Raw genomic sequence first — 14,796 nt, forward strand, 5'->3', positions numbered from 1 at the left:
ACTTAAATCAGTTGAGCAATCTTAAGAGAATCACATAAAAATTCAGCACAACATCCTTTCATGCTGTGCTGATTTTAAAAGGTTTCTTTTATCCATTGCGGTAAGGACAAATTATTTTTAAGGCTAGGATATCGATTGGCTAGGTATACAAAAAATTGTTCATATTCCGTTGTATGTTGAAAAATATAGAAACAATCATTTTTAAATTTTAATTTTTCGTTTTCCACCATGGAGCTATAATAAAATTCTACTTTTTTAAAATAATGAATTGGAAACATAAGTCTAATGAACAGTAATTTTTGATCTGTTAAGGTTAATGGATATACTGACTCATACGCATTTAAAAAATCATCTACCTGCTTCTGCCCCTTTTCACTATTTCCACATTCAATCCAAATGGTTCGTATATATTCTGCTATATCTCTTGTAATATGATCAAAGGTGAAGTCTGTTGGAACTTTTATCCTTGATGGATGTCCTTCCTCAATTGTTAACCACGTATGATCTTGAAAACGGGAATGACAAATTGTATTATACAAATTTTGCTGGAATCCTTCATCATCCAATGAAACATCCATCATCATTTGAATTGCGTTTTCCGTTAATCCCATAAAATACGGATATGTCATACAAAATTCTTTGTCCATTTCTGATTTCTCTTTTTCTCGAATTAAAGTCAAGTACCATTTCTCCAGCTGGTCTAATCGTTTTTCCCAACGGTTTTTCCATGGGATTATATGCTGAACAACCTGTTTATTGTATTTAGAAAACGTAAAACCATTATGATGAAATTGTGCTAAGCGCTGGCCAATTGGTAAGCTATACTCCTGTCTCCCATTTAATTGAAGCTCAGGTAATTGAAAAACAACGTAGTCCATTCCTTCAACCTTTATAGAGACCTTTTTTTCGTCCCTATTTAAAAAAGTAGCTATATCCAGATCCCCTTGATACATCAACCATTCAGCCATATTAGCCTTTATATCTATAGCATTTTTCGTGTTTGTTTTAACAGGACGTAGTAAATATCCTTTCCCTTCTGAAAAAATAATTTGATCATACCCGATCGAAAGGATTTCTTCAGGATAAATGCCATAACGATCAAATAAAGCTCTTTCAATCATTGAGGAACCTCCCTTCACCATCTTATATAGTCTATGACCCATAGGCACATTCTGTTCTTCATAAAAGGTAAAACCTACATTTTATACAAAACTGATTATAATAATGGTATAAATCATTATAGAATTGCTTAAACTAAGAAAATAATGCTTTTTGATTTTCAGATTCACCAAATCTAGACGAATGACATATAATTTTTGCAAACACTTAATTAGGGTGATAAATATGAAGGAAAATAGCCAGTTCTATACTGAAACTGCAAGAAAGTGGTTATTGGAACGTGGAGTTACTATCGATGATATTGCTGATCTCGTGTATTATTTACAAACAAATTATATTGAAGATTTAACAATGGATTTATGTAAAGAACATATTGAAGCAGTGTTAAGAAAAAGAGAAGTACAAAATGCTATATTAACAGGAATTCAATTAGATCGCCTTGCAGAGAAAAACCTGCTTGATGTTCCTATTCAAGGAATTATAGAACGTGATGAAGGATTATATGGCGTGGATGAGGTAATAGCACTATCTATTGTCAATGTATACGGTTCAATCGGTTTTACGAATTATGGTTTTATTGACAAACAAAAGCCTGGCATATTAAAAAAATTAAACGATAAAAATCAAGGATGTCATACGTTTTTAGACGATATTGTTGGAGCAATTGCTGCAGCAGCTTCCAGTAGATTAGCACACAGTGCAGAAGATACGGAATAATGATTCCAAAAAACGATTAGTAAAGCAGTATCAGGGTGTCTTAGAAAGAAAAATTCTAAGACACCCTGCTGTTTTTATGAAAAGGAAATAATATTACAACACTACTTACACTACTAAATGATACTTTTTTCCAAAGTTATTTAATTTTCCATTCATCAAGGGAATGGATAGACCATGTAGGTTTTACCTCTACATCCTCTAAATGATCTTTTGTTGTTACTCCAGTATGAACGATAATTGTATCCATACCTGCATTAATTCCACACATGATATCTGTATCGTAATTATCACCAACCATTACTGTTTCTTCTAATGCGGTACCTAAAACTTCAAGGGCTTGATTAGCAATAATTCCTTCTGGTTTTCCAATATAAATTGCTTTTACGCCTGTTGACACTTCAACCACAGACGTTAATGAACCGTTTCCAGGTTGGAGACCAAGCTCAGTAGGAATAGCAACATCTCCATTAGTAGAAAGGAATGTGGCACCTGCTCGAACTGCTAAACAAGCATTTGATAATTTAGCATAGGTAATCTGCCTATCTAATCCCATAACAACAACATCTACATTATCATCTATTAAGTTCATACCCTTTGAACGTAAAGCATGCTCTAATCCTTCCTCACCTATCATATAAACATTTGCTGGGCCATGTTGTTCATAAATATAATTAGCTGTAGCTAAACTTGTTGTAAATACATGTTCGGGTGTTGCTGGAATATCCATGGACATTAGCTTTTTAGATACCTGCTCTGGCGTTCTTGATGAATTATTTGTTACAAACAAATATGGAATTCCTTTATTTGCTAAAGCTGTTACAAACCTTGATGCAGCTTCAATTTTTTCTTCTCCGCGGTACATCGTACCATCTAAATCAATGAGATAGCCACTATATTCCTTCATAATTTACCTCCACATTCTCGATGTAATGTTTTCTATTAGTAGTACAAAAAAGTATCGTCACTCAAATGAGTGACGATGTGTTAAGCTTACTTTGATTCACTTATTTGATAATAACAATGAGGATCCTCTGTTGCAATACACATTTTACATTCGATGTTTTCCGTTTTTAATAATTCTTTAAAAAGGATAAGTTCTGATTCACAAATAATCGGAAATTGCTTTGCTACCTCAGCAATAGGACAATTATATTCTTTTAGAATGATGCTTCCATCTTCCCCACTGGAAACTTCCGCCATATAGCCAAACTCATCTTGTAACTGTGCTAAATTTTGAACCTTCTGTTCCATTGAACCATTTTGAATTAAACGTTTTTCATATTTTTTCTTTAATCTTTCCTTACGTTTCTCAAAGAGGTGTTTGATTTTTTCATGCCCATCCATCTCTTCTAAATCCTTTAATAATTCTAGAAGTAATGTTCCATAGTCTCTAGGAAACATTTCCTCTCCAAGATTAGATAGCTGATAAACATGTGTTGGTCGACCCATTGCCTGGCGCAACAATGTTGTTTCAACAATGCCATCTCTTTCTAGTGTATTTAAATGTCGACGAACAGCCATTTCTGTAATATTTAATTCTAAAGCGATTACAGAAACAGTTAACTGCTTTCTCTTTTTTAATAAATCAAGAATTTCATCTCGTGTTGAGGTGGTTTTTGTCGCCATTTTCCTCACCTTCCTTCTCTGTTTATTGTAAGCGAAGGTAAACATTAAGTAAATTTCATTACTTAAAAGTTTAAAAAATTGACTTAATCCGTTCAAAATATGTTCACGAATTCAACTTGATTTAATAAAGCGCTTTCTTTTTGGTCGTTTTTAACTTGACGATTCAATTAACGTTGACATAAACTGTTTTCTATCAAGTTTACCTAAGGAAGAATAGGGCATTTCGTCAACAAATTTAACTTCCTTTGGCAATTGAAATCTAGCAACTCTTGGACGTAACCACTCAAGCAGTTGTTCTTCTGTTATTTCGACATTTTCTACTGGAAGTACAAATGCTTTCAATCTTTGACCAAAGTGTTCATCATCAATTCCTATAATAGCAACATCCTCAATGAACGGATGCTTAATTAACTCTTGTTCTACTTCTACTGGATAAACATTTTCACCACCTGAAATGACCATATCATCTGTTCGTCCGCATACAAAATAATAACCATTTTCATCACGATAGACTAAATCACCTGTTTTAATCCAGTTATTATTTCGATTAGCTATTGACCAATCATTTTTCACAGAAAGTTGTCCTACTTTCCCATTTTCTACCTCAGTCATATCTTCACCGAGTACTTTTATTTTAAGTCCATTTATCTTTTTGCCTATTGTAGTAGGAGCAATCCTCAAATCTTCTGGTATAGCAATGAAATTTAAACCTGTTTCTGAAGTCCCATATAAATTATACAGAACATTCCCTAATTTCTCATATGACTGTTCTATAAGTTTTACAGGAAGTCTTGCCCCACCAGATGCAATACAGGATAGGGATGTTAAGTCTTCAGGGTGGCATTGTAGCATTTTCTGGAGCATCAGAGGAACAACTGTAACCACTTCCACATGATGATCACGTATGACTTTGCAGGCTTTTTCTGCATGAAACCCCTTGCTAATCACCGCTTTTTTTCCTAACGGTATAAATAAAAGTAACACAGCAATACCGTAACCGTGATAAATAGGAGTGGCGATATAGGCGGTTTTATAAGTTAATATCTTCAATCGATGGATAAAAGCTATAAATGGGTTTAAATAGTTAAATAAGGAAGGTTTATGTGCAGCATCCTTTGAAAGTCCAGTGGTACCACTCGTTTGTAAAACTAATTTACTTGCAGAACTTCTTTTTAAAGGATGTTTTTCATTGGTGGCCATGTGTTGGAGACTATTTATAGCTGGTAACTGGTCATGATAAGTAAAAATCCTACCGTTCTTGTAAATAGACTCGTCAACGAAATCATTCAATTCACTATCATGGATAAGAAGATCGAAGCGATGGCGTTGAACCATACTATTGAACTGGCCCTTACTCGTTTCAGCATTTAATAAATACACATCTGCTCCTATTCTAGAAACAGCAAAAATTGCTTTGACAAGTGCTGCATGATTCTTGCTTAAAAAACCGACCTTTTGTCCCTTTTGAAGGTGATATTTATCCATAAAACAAAAAGCAAGCTGTTGAGAGTGATTAAAAAGCTGCCTATAAGTGATTATTTCTTCATCGTCAACTAAGGCAATTTGGTCGCCATATTTCATTTTGGCAAAATGCAATAATGTCATTAAATTCAAGCCATTTTTATAAACAGCGACGGTTAATCGATAGATACTGGTTGGAGAAAGTAATTGAACCTTATACAAGACGTACAATAGTGTAAATAGTTTCATCATTACTTTCCTCCTTTATTAGATAAGTTGCCAAAATTTCTAACAAAAATGGAAGGAATTTGACCAAATATAAGCCACCATGGCTGGTATTTCTTCTTTTTCGTATACATGGTTTTACAGATGATTTTTGCAACATGGTTTGCTGACATGGCTGGCATATATCGATATTCCTTTGTTGGTTGAATCATAGGTGTTTTTACTAGTGGTAAATAGAGAGTTGTTGTTGCTATTCCTTTAGCTTTTAACTCAGGAGAAACAGATCTAAGCCACACATCAAAAGCAGATTTGGACGCCTGGTACGCTGCGAAGTAAGGAACAGGTGCTAGGAGGACATTTACTGTCGATATATTGATTATATGTCCTTGATTTTTTTGAAGAAGGGGGATAATCGATAAAAGCAAATGTACTGGTGCAAAATAATTTATTCCTACCGTTCGTGTGAAATCATGATAACGATCTAAAGATTCAAAGATGGACCTTCTTATTGAAAGCCCTGCATTACTTACTACAATATCTAAGCCATTTGGCAGTTCATGAAGGAAGGATAGAAGCGCTTCCCTCTCCTCTTCATTTCTAAGGTCCCCTTGATAAATACTTACTTTGGCAGCTTTCATTGCTAAGTCATTTTTTATCTTTGAAAGCTTTTCTCCCCTTCTCGCAACTAATATTAAATGGCAATGAATATCAGCTAACTGATATGTTAGTTGCTCACCAATCCCAGAACTGGCACCAGTGATAAGGATAGACTTTCCAGCAACGTAGTTTACTAGTTTCTTTCTATTCAAGTAAGAAGGTAAAAATAAACATGATTCAACAAAACGATAACTTTGCATATAGCCACACCTATTTCACTACAAATTAAATTTTAATGACATTCTTATAATAAAAATATAGCATTTTAGGCGAACTTTACATACATTTTTTCGTTTTTCACTTCTTTATTTTTTGAAAAGTGTTTTTGGAGATGGGAGTAGAACGTTAGGAGAGTCCTTAATAACAAAGGAGGCATAAGTACCATAGCTGTTCATGCTTCACAGTGTCTTCTTTACCGTGGACAACGCCTTTGCCTCCTTACGCTATTCAACCATTTTTATTTTTTAACGTAGCCAATATCAGTCTTTATGGGGTAAAAATGCCGATACTGGTCCTAACTCATTTTGTAAATACATTCTTATTTTTCCTGGAAGCTTCAATAATGTATCACTCTGATTTTCAATAGTCATTACTAATTTTTCTATATCTATGGCCGTATACTCTTGTAGAAGTAGCTTTCTAAGTGCGATCACTTCCTTCAGTGACTTACCATTTTCTTCGCTTATTACTTTTTCATCCACAAGGATATCAATCACATCATCATAGCTACCTGGATCCCGCATTATAAATCCATCAATAAGCTGATTTCCTACATCAATCATTACTTCAATAGTCATATGTACCATTCTCTCTAATGCTAGCTTTTCAACCTCTGAATTCCACTCTTTCTGATGAGAGAATGTCTCTAATAATTTTTCCATATACTCTAAGCGATCCTCTAGTAATTTCCGATCGACAAAATACATTTAAAATCACCTTTTCTTCTCTTTTATTTTCATTTTAGTATAGCACAAATTCGCAAAATTCCTTCCCTGTTTCTAGCAATATGCTCTAACTCATTTATTTCTAGGCTAATTTTTGTTATTATGATGAAGGATTGATATGGCAAAGAGTTTAGTATGATTGATATAGAAACTGGAGGAATTAAGATTGGATCGTGAATTAGCTTTAGAAATTGTTCGGGTTACAGAGGCTGCTGCTCTAGCATCTGCACAATGGATGGGACGAGGATTAAAAAATGAAGCAGATGATGCTGCAACGAACGCTATGCGACATATGTTTGATTCGGTAAATATGCAAGGGAAAGTTGTTATTGGTGAAGGGGAATTAGATGAAGCCCCTATGCTTTATATTGGGGAAGAACTAGGTACAGGTAATGGCCCAGAAGTTGACATCGCTGTGGATCCATTAGAAGGAACAAGCATTGTAGCAAAGGGCCATCCAAATGCAATGGCTATCATCGCTGTTGCAGATCGAGGAACTTTACTTCATGCTCCTGACATGTACATGGAAAAGATTGCCGTGGGTCCGGAGGCCGCTGGATTAATACGATTAACTGACCCAATTGAAAAAACCATTGATATTGTGGCAAAAATGACGAATAAACGTGTAAGAGACGTAACTGTCATCATTCAGGAACGAGAAAGGCACGCTGAGCTTATTGAACGCATTCGTAATAAAGGAGCTCGAGTAACGCTTTTTGGTGATGGTGACGTTGCTGCATCTATTGCTACAGCTCTACCTCACACTGGAATAGATTTATTTGTAGGTACTGGTGGTGCTCCTGAGGGGGTAATTTCCGCTGCAGCACTTAAAGCATTAGGTGGCGATATGCAAGCCCGCTTAGTACCAATGAATGAAGAAGAGATTCAACGTTGTAAAAAAATGGGTATAGAGGACTTATCAAAGGTATTACAAATTGACGACCTCGTTCGTGGTGACGATGCGATTTTTGCAGCAACTGGAGTTTCATCTGGCGAATTATTAGATGGGGTTCGTTTCTTAGGAGGAGATTTAGTAGAAACGGATTCTATTGTCATGAGAGCCAAAACAGGAACAGTAAGATATGTCAAAGCACATCATCGTTTAAACCAAAAGCCACACTTGGCAATTCCTGAAGAATAAGATTACTATTATACAAAAAGAATATGCGGACGTAAGTATCCAGTAAGCGTAATTGGAGAGCCTTCCGCAATAAATTTAAACAACAAAATTTTACAGTACCTATCATTTATAAGGGAGAGATGTTAATGTCTGAACGATTTTTTTTATACGACGAATCAGAAGAAACGAAAACTCGCTTTGTTAGCTTTATGGGTGAGGAGCAACGATTTGACCTTGTTATAATTTCAACTACACGCTATTATGGAAAAAAGCTTGTGCTAGATGTTCAATCTAACCGTTTTGGAATTATTGGCACAGATGATCTTGACGAACCAGGTTACATTGAACATGCCTTCCAATTAAATGATAAAGATGGGCATGAATTAAGAGACTTTTTATACGAAATAATCTAAGTGATACTATACGATGAAATATGCTTAAAACCGGGATTTTCTATCTCGGTTTTTGTTTTGTTTGATTATTTTAGCAGTGTGTTGTACGTGAAGGTCTTTTGTTCTTGTTTTGGCTTTTTCGTTGAACCGCGGGTGTTTGTACACAGTCTAACTGTACCCGGTTCATTTTACCCTACTTCACTCCTCCCCTTTTGATAACAGACAACCACCGCCAACCTTCGCATAAAAAAAAACCACCATTTCCTTTATTTATACAATATGATTCCCAATTTTTTAAGCCATACTAACAGCAAGGAGGGATTTCTGAATGGATAAACAAGAGAAGAATGACGGGCATGGTCATTATTCTGACTTCATTGCTGTTGAGAAATATAGAAATGAAATCATCCCAGAAATTACTCCAGAGGGTGCTTATGGTTCACCTATAGAACCTCCACTTGGAAAAAGTACTCCTTGGGAAGATGGGCAACAAGCAATCAGTGGTTATGCTTATGAGTACAAAAACTTGCATCAAAACTTAGAGAGAAAAGACCCTGGTGCCCACTTTACCCATGATGACAAAAGAATGGACCGTGGTGAACCATTTTAGGAAAGTATAAAAGACGAGTATATTAAAAAAGCTTTCCAAAGTAAAAAAAGGTGACTTAGAGGAGCCATAGTATTTTGCCCTCTTTAGTCACCTTTTTCTATTCTAATTGATTCATTATTATGATGTTTTTTTACGTTCCTTCACTTTTTTTAATACAAAATATTTGCATCCAAAGTTACAGTATTCATACAAATATTCAGGAAGTGAACTAATTTTTATATCAAATGTGGATTTTCTATGGTCATCTTCAAAAAAACCTTTTAATCGAAGCTGGTCATAGCCCCAATCTCCAACAATATAATCATATTTATTTAAAACGTCACTAAAACGGCTTTTAAATTCTTCTTCATCCCATCCACCACGAACATCTTCCACTATTTCATATGTGTTTCCTTGAATCCGAATCATGAATAGCACCTCACTTTACTATTTATATCTTGCCTTATTTTCACTAAAAATTCAATGATGAATATAATAAAAGCCCAAAACTTACCACCTTAAAGATTTTTGTGAACGGTCATGCTACTAATAGGAGGTGTAAAAATGATAAGAAAAATAACCCTACTTACTATGTGTAGTTTCAGTTTATTATTTACGGCCTGTGGACAAAATGATACGGCTACTGGTCCTAGAGGGCAACAGTTAGAATTGTTTAATGACTATAAACAACCCGAACAACATTTTGTAATTAATCGTACTCCATCGCAAGAAGACTATGATGAATTTAATCGCTTTGGTTTTGGTAGGCACACCACTGAAACAGCGTATAGTGGACAAGCCGTACCAGATTATGGTGTATTTGATAGAAGTCTTTTAGCTCAGACAATTAGTAAAACTGCAGCCTCACTTAATGACATTAAGGAAGTCGCTGTTCTTGTTACTGATCAAGAAGTATTAATGGTGTATGAAACAGAAAACGAAGATCGTAATTTTGTTGCAACACAGGTTAAAAAAACAGCCTATTCTACAGTCCCTGCCTATTTTGAGGTGTACGTATCTGACAATCCAAATTTAATGTTAGATATTAAAAATTTTGAAGGTCTATCACAAAAGGAGCCCTCTTATCGAAAGGCTCTTGACGTTATGATCCAAGAAATGAAATCATATCCTCAGGGTGGAGTTATAAACTTTGATGACCCGTTATTACAAGGAAGAAAAGGTTCCTATAACGAAAATCAACATCGGTCTGAAAATAATGACCATTAAAGAATAATAAAAAGGTTTTACAAAAAGAATAAAATAAACTTACAAATAATAAAGGATGTCTCTTTAAAGTGTTTACCTTAAAAAGACATCCTTCTTTTTTTATTTTTCTTGTGCCGCATTTACTTGTTCGTCTGCATGGTAGGAAGATCGCACAAGTGGACCAGATTCGCAATGCTTGAACCCTTTACTTAAGGCAATATCACGAAGTTCATCAAACTCCTCTGGACTCCAGTACTTAACGATTTTTAGATGGCTCTTTGTTGGCTGTAAATATTGTCCAATTGTCATAATGTCCACATTAACAGCACGAAGATCATCCATCGTTTCTATAATCTCTTCTTTTGTTTCCCCTAATCCGATCATTAGGCTGGATTTCGTTGGGATTTTAGGCTGCATTTCTTTTGCTCTTCTTAAAAATTCAAGAGAACGTTCATATGTTGCCCTAGCTCTTACTCTTGGCGATAATCGTTTTACGGTTTCTATATTGTGATTTAGAATATCTGGCTTTGCGTCCATTAAAGCTCTTAAATTTTCTTCTTTTCCACCCATATCCGATGGCAAAACTTCAACAGAAGTAAATGGGGTTGCTCGACGGATCGCACGAACAGTCTCTGCAAAAATTTCTGCTCCACCATCCTTCAAATCATCTCGTGCAACGGCAGTAATGACTGTGTGCTTTAATCCCATTAATTTCACTGATTCAGCAACACGTTCTGGTTCTTGACGATCTAACTCAGTTGGTAGACCAGTTTTTACTGCACAAAAACGGCATGCACGAGTACACACATCCCCCAAAATCATGAAGGTAGCAGTTTTTCTCTCTGCCCAACATTCATGAATATTTGGACACCGAGCTTCCTCACATACCGTATGTAGTTTTTTATCTCGCATCATTTTCTTTAAGCCTGTATAAGAATCATTTGTGTTTAATTTTATTTTTAACCATTCTGGTTTACGAATATATTCCTCTTGCTTCGCCATGTATGTCACTCCAATTCATTTCATAGTTGAACTTTACATCTTCATTGATATAAAAAACAACAAAATGTACCAGCAAAAACACAAAATTTTTTCATGATTCACTTCAACTATGTTCATAATCAATTGTAACTTTACCATGAAAAGAAAGAAATCTCAAAGGTTCTGTTTACATTTTCACATAAAAAACGGCAATTACCAACATTTGTCGGAATGGATTAAGTACAGAACCGTAAACTAGAGATATGGACGAAGGTAGGAAAGGAGAATTCATATGATGAAAAAATACGTACTACAAATGATATTCCTATTTCCTCTTCTATTCATTCTTCCGATCCATTCCTATGGTGAATCAGTAAAGGCTGACTTAACATCAGAGGAAATATTCGCGGAAAGAATGGCACTTTATTTAAAAACGGAAGCACACACTCAAATTCCATGGTACTACTTCGCAGCGGTTGACAGCTATGAACGGGGACTTAGGCAAGCACGAAAAGATCGACCTGAAGAAGAGGGGTTTATTGCAATTTATATTCCAAAAGAGAAATGGGTAGGTGAATATAACCCTAATCAAGATGACACAAATGCTTTATCCATTTCATTTTTTGAAGGGGTTGGCTTGGATGGCAATGGGGACGGTAAAGCTGACCTAAACGATGATGAAGACCTATTGTATACCTTTGCAGAAGGTTTAGCCAAGTTTGGACAAAGTGATGATGATATCCGAATTGGTTTATGGGACTATTATAAAAGGGATAAGGCAGTTGAATTAATCTGTGGACATGCCAAGGTTTATAAAAAATTTAATACCTTAGATTTACGTGAAAAATCATTTCCAATGCCACTACACTTTAATTATAGTTATCGAAGTACATTTGGTGATGCACGTGGTTGGGGCGGTCGAAGAATTCATGAAGGAACGGATATTTTTGCTAATCACGGTACTCCAGTAAAATCGACCACATACGGAATTGTTGAGTTAAAAGGCTGGAACAAATTTGGTGGTTGGCGCATTGGTATCCGAGATAAAGATAATGTATACCATTACTATGCTCACTTAAGTAGTTTTGAAAAAGGAATTGAACGGGGAGACATCGTAGAACCAGGTACTGTTATTGGTTATGTAGGAAGCACCGGTTATGGAAAACCAGGTACTTCTGGAAAGTTCCCACCTCATCTACATTACGGTGTATATCGAGACAATGGAATTATTGAATGGTCCTTTGATCCATTTCCAAAGCTTCGTCAATGGGAACGAGAGGACCGTAAAAAGAAAAGGAATGGATAAACACTTGTTTTTTCTTTCAATATATATGGCTAAGTTAACTGTAAACCGGGCTATCTTTTAGCCCGGTTTTCTCATATTACCGATGAAAGGATTAATTATTTTATGGCATTACATTAGGCTCTTCTGGACCTGGTAAACCTTCAAAATCACTAATATCAAAATCTTCATCTGAATTAGATGGTGGTTGGATAATTGCTGGACTAATGCCATCACCTCCACTACTATAAAAATCCGGTACTTCTCCAGTATGGAAGAAATTGGCGACAGGTATAGATGTTTTTACAACCTGTAAGTCAGTAGAAAATGGAATGACTATCCTCACATCCACTTCTATATCCAGCGATATTTCTAAGTAAGTATTATTAATACCAAGCTCTACTACTTTAGAGGAAAGATCCGCTTTTACATCTCCAATTGCAGAAAATCGTACAGGTATCCTTGGTCCTAAATGAGCTAACAATGCATTGTTTGTTGCTTGCCCTAGTGGGATCATATGAATGATGCCATCTTCAGAAAAAGTGGCTCCATCACGTTCAATTTCTACTTCTGTAGGTAGACTACTATCATTTACAATGCCGTGTTCAATGTTATTTAAGTACGTTTGCACTCGTCTTACAGTTGCATATTGTAATTCATAATAAATTGGCGTATTCCAACTAATCGATTGTATTCTACCGTTATTATCCATTTGAAAATCTAATATTTCATCTGTGTTTATGTCTTCAAGTACCTTCTTTGACATTGCATCATTAATTGCTAATGTGGCAACCTTTTGTGTTTGCGTTCTTGCGATATCAACGAGAGTTGGCCTTATGCCCTTTTCAATAATGATTAAACCTTGTACGGTTAATATACAAAAGATCAAAAAAGAGATTAAAATAACATACCGAAAAGGTAAAGGGCCTTTTCTTCGTTTCGTATTTGGGCTAAATGGACGTGATTTTCTTGGTTTAATTGTTCGGGGTCGAAATATACGTGATTTTCTCATGTAGTTTGTGCTCCCCCTTTCCGCTAATTAATACATATGCAGAAAGGGACAACATCTTTCACAAAAAATTCAGGAACCATGTCCCTGAATTTTTTGTGAACGTTTATTTTCTTTCATAGATGAGGAATGTGTGTGGATATTTGTTTTTTTCATCAACGGTTCCTTGCTCCATAGAGACAATTTTCCATTCTTCTTCCTTGAATTGTGGGAAGTATGTATCCCCTTCAAATTGGTCATGTATTTTTGTAATATAAAGACGATCAGCTTTTGGCAAAAGCTCTTTGTATATAGTTGCTCCACCAATGACAAATATTTCTTCATTACTAGTTACCAGTTGATCTAATTCTTGTAATGAATGACATACTTCAACTCCTGGAACAGAAAATGCTTGATTATGCGTGATAACAAAATTTCTTCTGTTCGGTAATGGCTTTCCAATTGATTCATATGTTTTTCTGCCCATGATAACGGAATGACCAGATGTAACCCGTTTAAAGTACTTTAAATCATTTGGGATATGCCATGGCATGTCACCATTTAAGCCGATAACATTATTTTCTCCCATTGCTACGATCATGGAGATCATACAGACACCTCACCTTTAATATGAGGATGTGGATCATAGCCAACAAGTTCAAAATCGTCAATCGTAAAGTCTTCCACTTTTTTTATGGACGGATTAAGTTTCATTTGTGGTAGAGCTCTAGGGTCTCTCGTTAATTGTAGCTTCACTTGCTCCACATGATTTCGGTAAATATGAACATCACCAAATGTATGAACAAAATCTCCTAGCTCTAAGTTACACTCTTGTGCAATCATCATCGTTAACAACGAATAAGATGCAATATTAAATGGAACCCCTAGGAACACGTCTGCACTTCTTTGATAAAGTTGACAAGAGAGCTTTCCATCCGCAACATAAAACTGAAACAAACAATGACATGGGGCTAATGCCATTTTATCAAGGTCCGCAACGTTCCAAGCATTTACAATCAACCTTCTGGAATCTGGATTTGATTTAATTTGTTCAATCACTTGTCCTAGTTGATCAATTGACTCTCCACTAGGACTTGGCCATGAACGCCACTGCTTACCATAGACAGGTCCAAGGTCACCATTGTCATCTGCCCATTCATTCCAAATGCGAACATTGTTTTCCTGTAAATATTTTATGTTAGTATCACCTTTAATAAACCAGAGTAATTCGTGAATGATAGCTCTTAAGGCAAGTTTTTTAGTTGTTACTAAAGGAAACCCCTCGTTTAAATCAAATCGCATTTGATATCCAAATGTGCTGATTGTTCCAGTACCTGTACGATCTTCCTTTACTTGTCCATTGTCTAAAATATGCTGGCATAAGTCTAAATATTGCTTCACAATGCTCACCCTTATTAATTAATTTTATATTTCAACCATTTTATGCTGACCTGCTTAATAAAACAATGTCTGTAACATTTTCACGACT

The 14,796-nt window shown here is 35.5% G+C and carries 17 protein-coding genes; 6 read left to right on the top strand and 11 right to left on the bottom strand.

Annotation, left to right across the window (positions count from 1 at the left end; all coding sequences use genetic code 11):
* Positions 1 to 74: 74 nt before the first annotated feature.
* Positions 75 to 1,121 (bottom strand): spore coat putative kinase YutH, encoded by a 1,047-nt coding sequence (gene yutH / locus QA612_RS15680; protein WP_278284749.1) that lies wholly within the window; start codon positions 1,119 to 1,121, stop codon positions 75 to 77.
* A gap of 223 nt (positions 1,122 to 1,344) precedes the next feature.
* On the opposite strand from yutH, the gene QA612_RS15685 reads away from it, so the two are divergent.
* Positions 1,345 to 1,836, top strand: coding sequence for a phosphatidylglycerophosphatase A family protein (locus tag QA612_RS15685; protein WP_278284750.1), 492 nt, complete (start codon positions 1,345 to 1,347; stop codon positions 1,834 to 1,836).
* A gap of 136 nt (positions 1,837 to 1,972) precedes the next feature.
* Here QA612_RS15685 and QA612_RS15690 read toward each other — a convergent pair whose 3' ends face one another.
* The 5 genes from QA612_RS15690 to QA612_RS15710 all read right to left on the bottom strand — a co-directional run bounded on the left by QA612_RS15690 (position 1,973) and on the right by QA612_RS15710 (position 6,731).
* Positions 1,973 to 2,740 carry a TIGR01457 family HAD-type hydrolase gene (locus QA612_RS15690; protein WP_278284751.1) on the bottom strand — a complete coding sequence of 256 codons (768 nt, stop codon included), beginning with the start codon at positions 2,738 to 2,740 and terminating at the stop codon, positions 1,973 to 1,975.
* 86 nt (positions 2,741 to 2,826) lie between these two features.
* A complete protein-coding gene (locus QA612_RS15695) occupies positions 2,827 to 3,462 on the bottom strand; it encodes a helix-turn-helix transcriptional regulator (RefSeq protein WP_278284753.1) in 636 nt (211 codons plus the stop codon).
* 150 nt (positions 3,463 to 3,612) lie between these two features.
* Positions 3,613 to 5,175: an AMP-binding protein gene (locus QA612_RS15700; protein ID WP_278284754.1), complete on the bottom strand. Its 1,563-nt coding sequence runs from the start codon at positions 5,173 to 5,175 to the stop codon at positions 3,613 to 3,615.
* Complete coding sequence (locus QA612_RS15705) at positions 5,175 to 6,005, bottom strand: SDR family NAD(P)-dependent oxidoreductase (protein WP_278284755.1); 831 nt, start codon at positions 6,003 to 6,005, stop codon at positions 5,175 to 5,177. Before QA612_RS15705 ends, QA612_RS15700 begins: the two co-directional genes overlap by 1 nt.
* 279 nt (positions 6,006 to 6,284) lie before the next feature.
* A complete protein-coding gene (locus tag QA612_RS15710; RefSeq protein WP_278284756.1) occupies positions 6,285 to 6,731 on the bottom strand; it encodes a DUF86 domain-containing protein in 447 nt (148 codons plus the stop codon).
* 184 nt (positions 6,732 to 6,915) lie between these two features.
* On the opposite strand from QA612_RS15710, the gene glpX reads away from it, so the two are divergent.
* The 3 genes from glpX (at position 6,916) to QA612_RS15725 (ending at position 8,871) form a co-directional block, all read left to right on the top strand.
* Complete coding sequence (glpX, locus tag QA612_RS15715) at positions 6,916 to 7,890, top strand: class II fructose-bisphosphatase (protein ID WP_278284757.1); 975 nt, start codon at positions 6,916 to 6,918, stop codon at positions 7,888 to 7,890.
* A gap of 125 nt (positions 7,891 to 8,015) precedes the next feature.
* Positions 8,016 to 8,282 (top strand): DUF3055 domain-containing protein, encoded by a 267-nt coding sequence (locus QA612_RS15720; protein WP_278284758.1) that lies wholly within the window; start codon positions 8,016 to 8,018, stop codon positions 8,280 to 8,282.
* A gap of 307 nt (positions 8,283 to 8,589) precedes the next feature.
* The gene (locus tag QA612_RS15725) at positions 8,590 to 8,871 is read left to right on the top strand and encodes a hypothetical protein (protein ID WP_278284759.1); all 282 of its coding nucleotides are present in this window, start codon (positions 8,590 to 8,592) and stop codon (positions 8,869 to 8,871) included.
* Between the two features lie 117 nt (positions 8,872 to 8,988).
* Here QA612_RS15725 and QA612_RS15730 read toward each other — a convergent pair whose 3' ends face one another.
* Positions 8,989 to 9,279: a YutD family protein gene (locus QA612_RS15730; RefSeq protein WP_278284760.1), complete on the bottom strand. Its 291-nt coding sequence runs from the start codon at positions 9,277 to 9,279 to the stop codon at positions 8,989 to 8,991.
* 135 nt (positions 9,280 to 9,414) lie between these two features.
* Between QA612_RS15730 and QA612_RS15735 the strand changes: the two genes are divergently transcribed.
* Complete coding sequence (locus tag QA612_RS15735; protein WP_278284761.1) at positions 9,415 to 10,077, top strand: YhcN/YlaJ family sporulation lipoprotein; 663 nt, start codon at positions 9,415 to 9,417, stop codon at positions 10,075 to 10,077.
* A 99-nt stretch (positions 10,078 to 10,176) separates the two neighbouring features.
* On the opposite strand, the gene lipA is transcribed toward QA612_RS15735, so the two are convergent.
* On the bottom strand, positions 10,177 to 11,058 hold the full coding sequence (gene lipA, locus QA612_RS15740) for a lipoyl synthase (RefSeq protein ID WP_278284762.1): 882 nt from the start codon (positions 11,056 to 11,058) through the stop codon (positions 10,177 to 10,179).
* 274 nt (positions 11,059 to 11,332) lie between these two features.
* Between lipA and QA612_RS15745 the strand changes: the two genes are divergently transcribed.
* Positions 11,333 to 12,343: a M23 family metallopeptidase gene (locus tag QA612_RS15745; protein WP_278284763.1), complete on the top strand. Its 1,011-nt coding sequence runs from the start codon at positions 11,333 to 11,335 to the stop codon at positions 12,341 to 12,343.
* A 100-nt stretch (positions 12,344 to 12,443) separates the two neighbouring features.
* Here the strand turns inward: QA612_RS15745 and yunB are convergent, their stop codons facing one another.
* The 3 genes from yunB to QA612_RS15760 all read right to left on the bottom strand — a co-directional run bounded on the left by yunB (position 12,444) and on the right by QA612_RS15760 (position 14,708).
* Complete coding sequence (gene yunB, locus QA612_RS15750; protein ID WP_278284764.1) at positions 12,444 to 13,331, bottom strand: sporulation protein YunB; 888 nt, start codon at positions 13,329 to 13,331, stop codon at positions 12,444 to 12,446.
* 103 nt (positions 13,332 to 13,434) lie between these two features.
* Positions 13,435 to 13,917: a dihydrofolate reductase gene (locus tag QA612_RS15755; protein ID WP_278284765.1), complete on the bottom strand. Its 483-nt coding sequence runs from the start codon at positions 13,915 to 13,917 to the stop codon at positions 13,435 to 13,437.
* Complete coding sequence (locus QA612_RS15760; RefSeq protein ID WP_278284766.1) at positions 13,914 to 14,708, bottom strand: thymidylate synthase; 795 nt, start codon at positions 14,706 to 14,708, stop codon at positions 13,914 to 13,916. Before QA612_RS15760 ends, QA612_RS15755 begins: the two co-directional genes overlap by 4 nt.
* Positions 14,709 to 14,796 lie beyond the last annotated feature (88 nt).

This window comes from Evansella sp. AB-P1 (assembly GCF_029688925.1).
In the GTDB taxonomy this organism is placed as follows: domain Bacteria; phylum Bacillota; class Bacilli; order Bacillales; family Salisediminibacteriaceae; genus Evansella.

Bases quoted from the DNA above. Each gene is read 5' to 3' on its own strand.
- yutH (WP_278284749.1), bottom strand. From the start codon at position 1,121: ATGATTGAAAGAGCTTTATTTGATCGTTATGGCATTTATCCTGAAGAA.
- QA612_RS15685 (WP_278284750.1), top strand. From the start codon at position 1,345: ATGAAGGAAAATAGCCAGTTCTATACTGAAACTGCAAGAAAGTGGTTA.
- QA612_RS15690 (WP_278284751.1), bottom strand. From the start codon at position 2,740: ATGAAGGAATATAGTGGCTATCTCATTGATTTAGATGGTACGATGTAC.
- QA612_RS15695 (WP_278284753.1), bottom strand. From the start codon at position 3,462: ATGGCGACAAAAACCACCTCAACACGAGATGAAATTCTTGATTTATTA.
- QA612_RS15700 (WP_278284754.1), bottom strand. From the start codon at position 5,175: ATGATGAAACTATTTACACTATTGTACGTCTTGTATAAGGTTCAATTA.
- QA612_RS15705 (WP_278284755.1), bottom strand. From the start codon at position 6,005: ATGCAAAGTTATCGTTTTGTTGAATCATGTTTATTTTTACCTTCTTAC.
- QA612_RS15710 (WP_278284756.1), bottom strand. From the start codon at position 6,731: ATGTATTTTGTCGATCGGAAATTACTAGAGGATCGCTTAGAGTATATG.
- QA612_RS15720 (WP_278284758.1), top strand. From the start codon at position 8,016: ATGTCTGAACGATTTTTTTTATACGACGAATCAGAAGAAACGAAAACT.
- QA612_RS15725 (WP_278284759.1), top strand. From the start codon at position 8,590: ATGGATAAACAAGAGAAGAATGACGGGCATGGTCATTATTCTGACTTC.
- QA612_RS15730 (WP_278284760.1), bottom strand. From the start codon at position 9,279: ATGATTCGGATTCAAGGAAACACATATGAAATAGTGGAAGATGTTCGT.
- QA612_RS15735 (WP_278284761.1), top strand. From the start codon at position 9,415: ATGATAAGAAAAATAACCCTACTTACTATGTGTAGTTTCAGTTTATTA.
- lipA (WP_278284762.1), bottom strand. From the start codon at position 11,058: ATGGCGAAGCAAGAGGAATATATTCGTAAACCAGAATGGTTAAAAATA.
- QA612_RS15745 (WP_278284763.1), top strand. From the start codon at position 11,333: ATGAAAAAATACGTACTACAAATGATATTCCTATTTCCTCTTCTATTC.
- yunB (WP_278284764.1), bottom strand. From the start codon at position 13,331: ATGAGAAAATCACGTATATTTCGACCCCGAACAATTAAACCAAGAAAA.
- QA612_RS15755 (WP_278284765.1), bottom strand. From the start codon at position 13,917: ATGATCTCCATGATCGTAGCAATGGGAGAAAATAATGTTATCGGCTTA.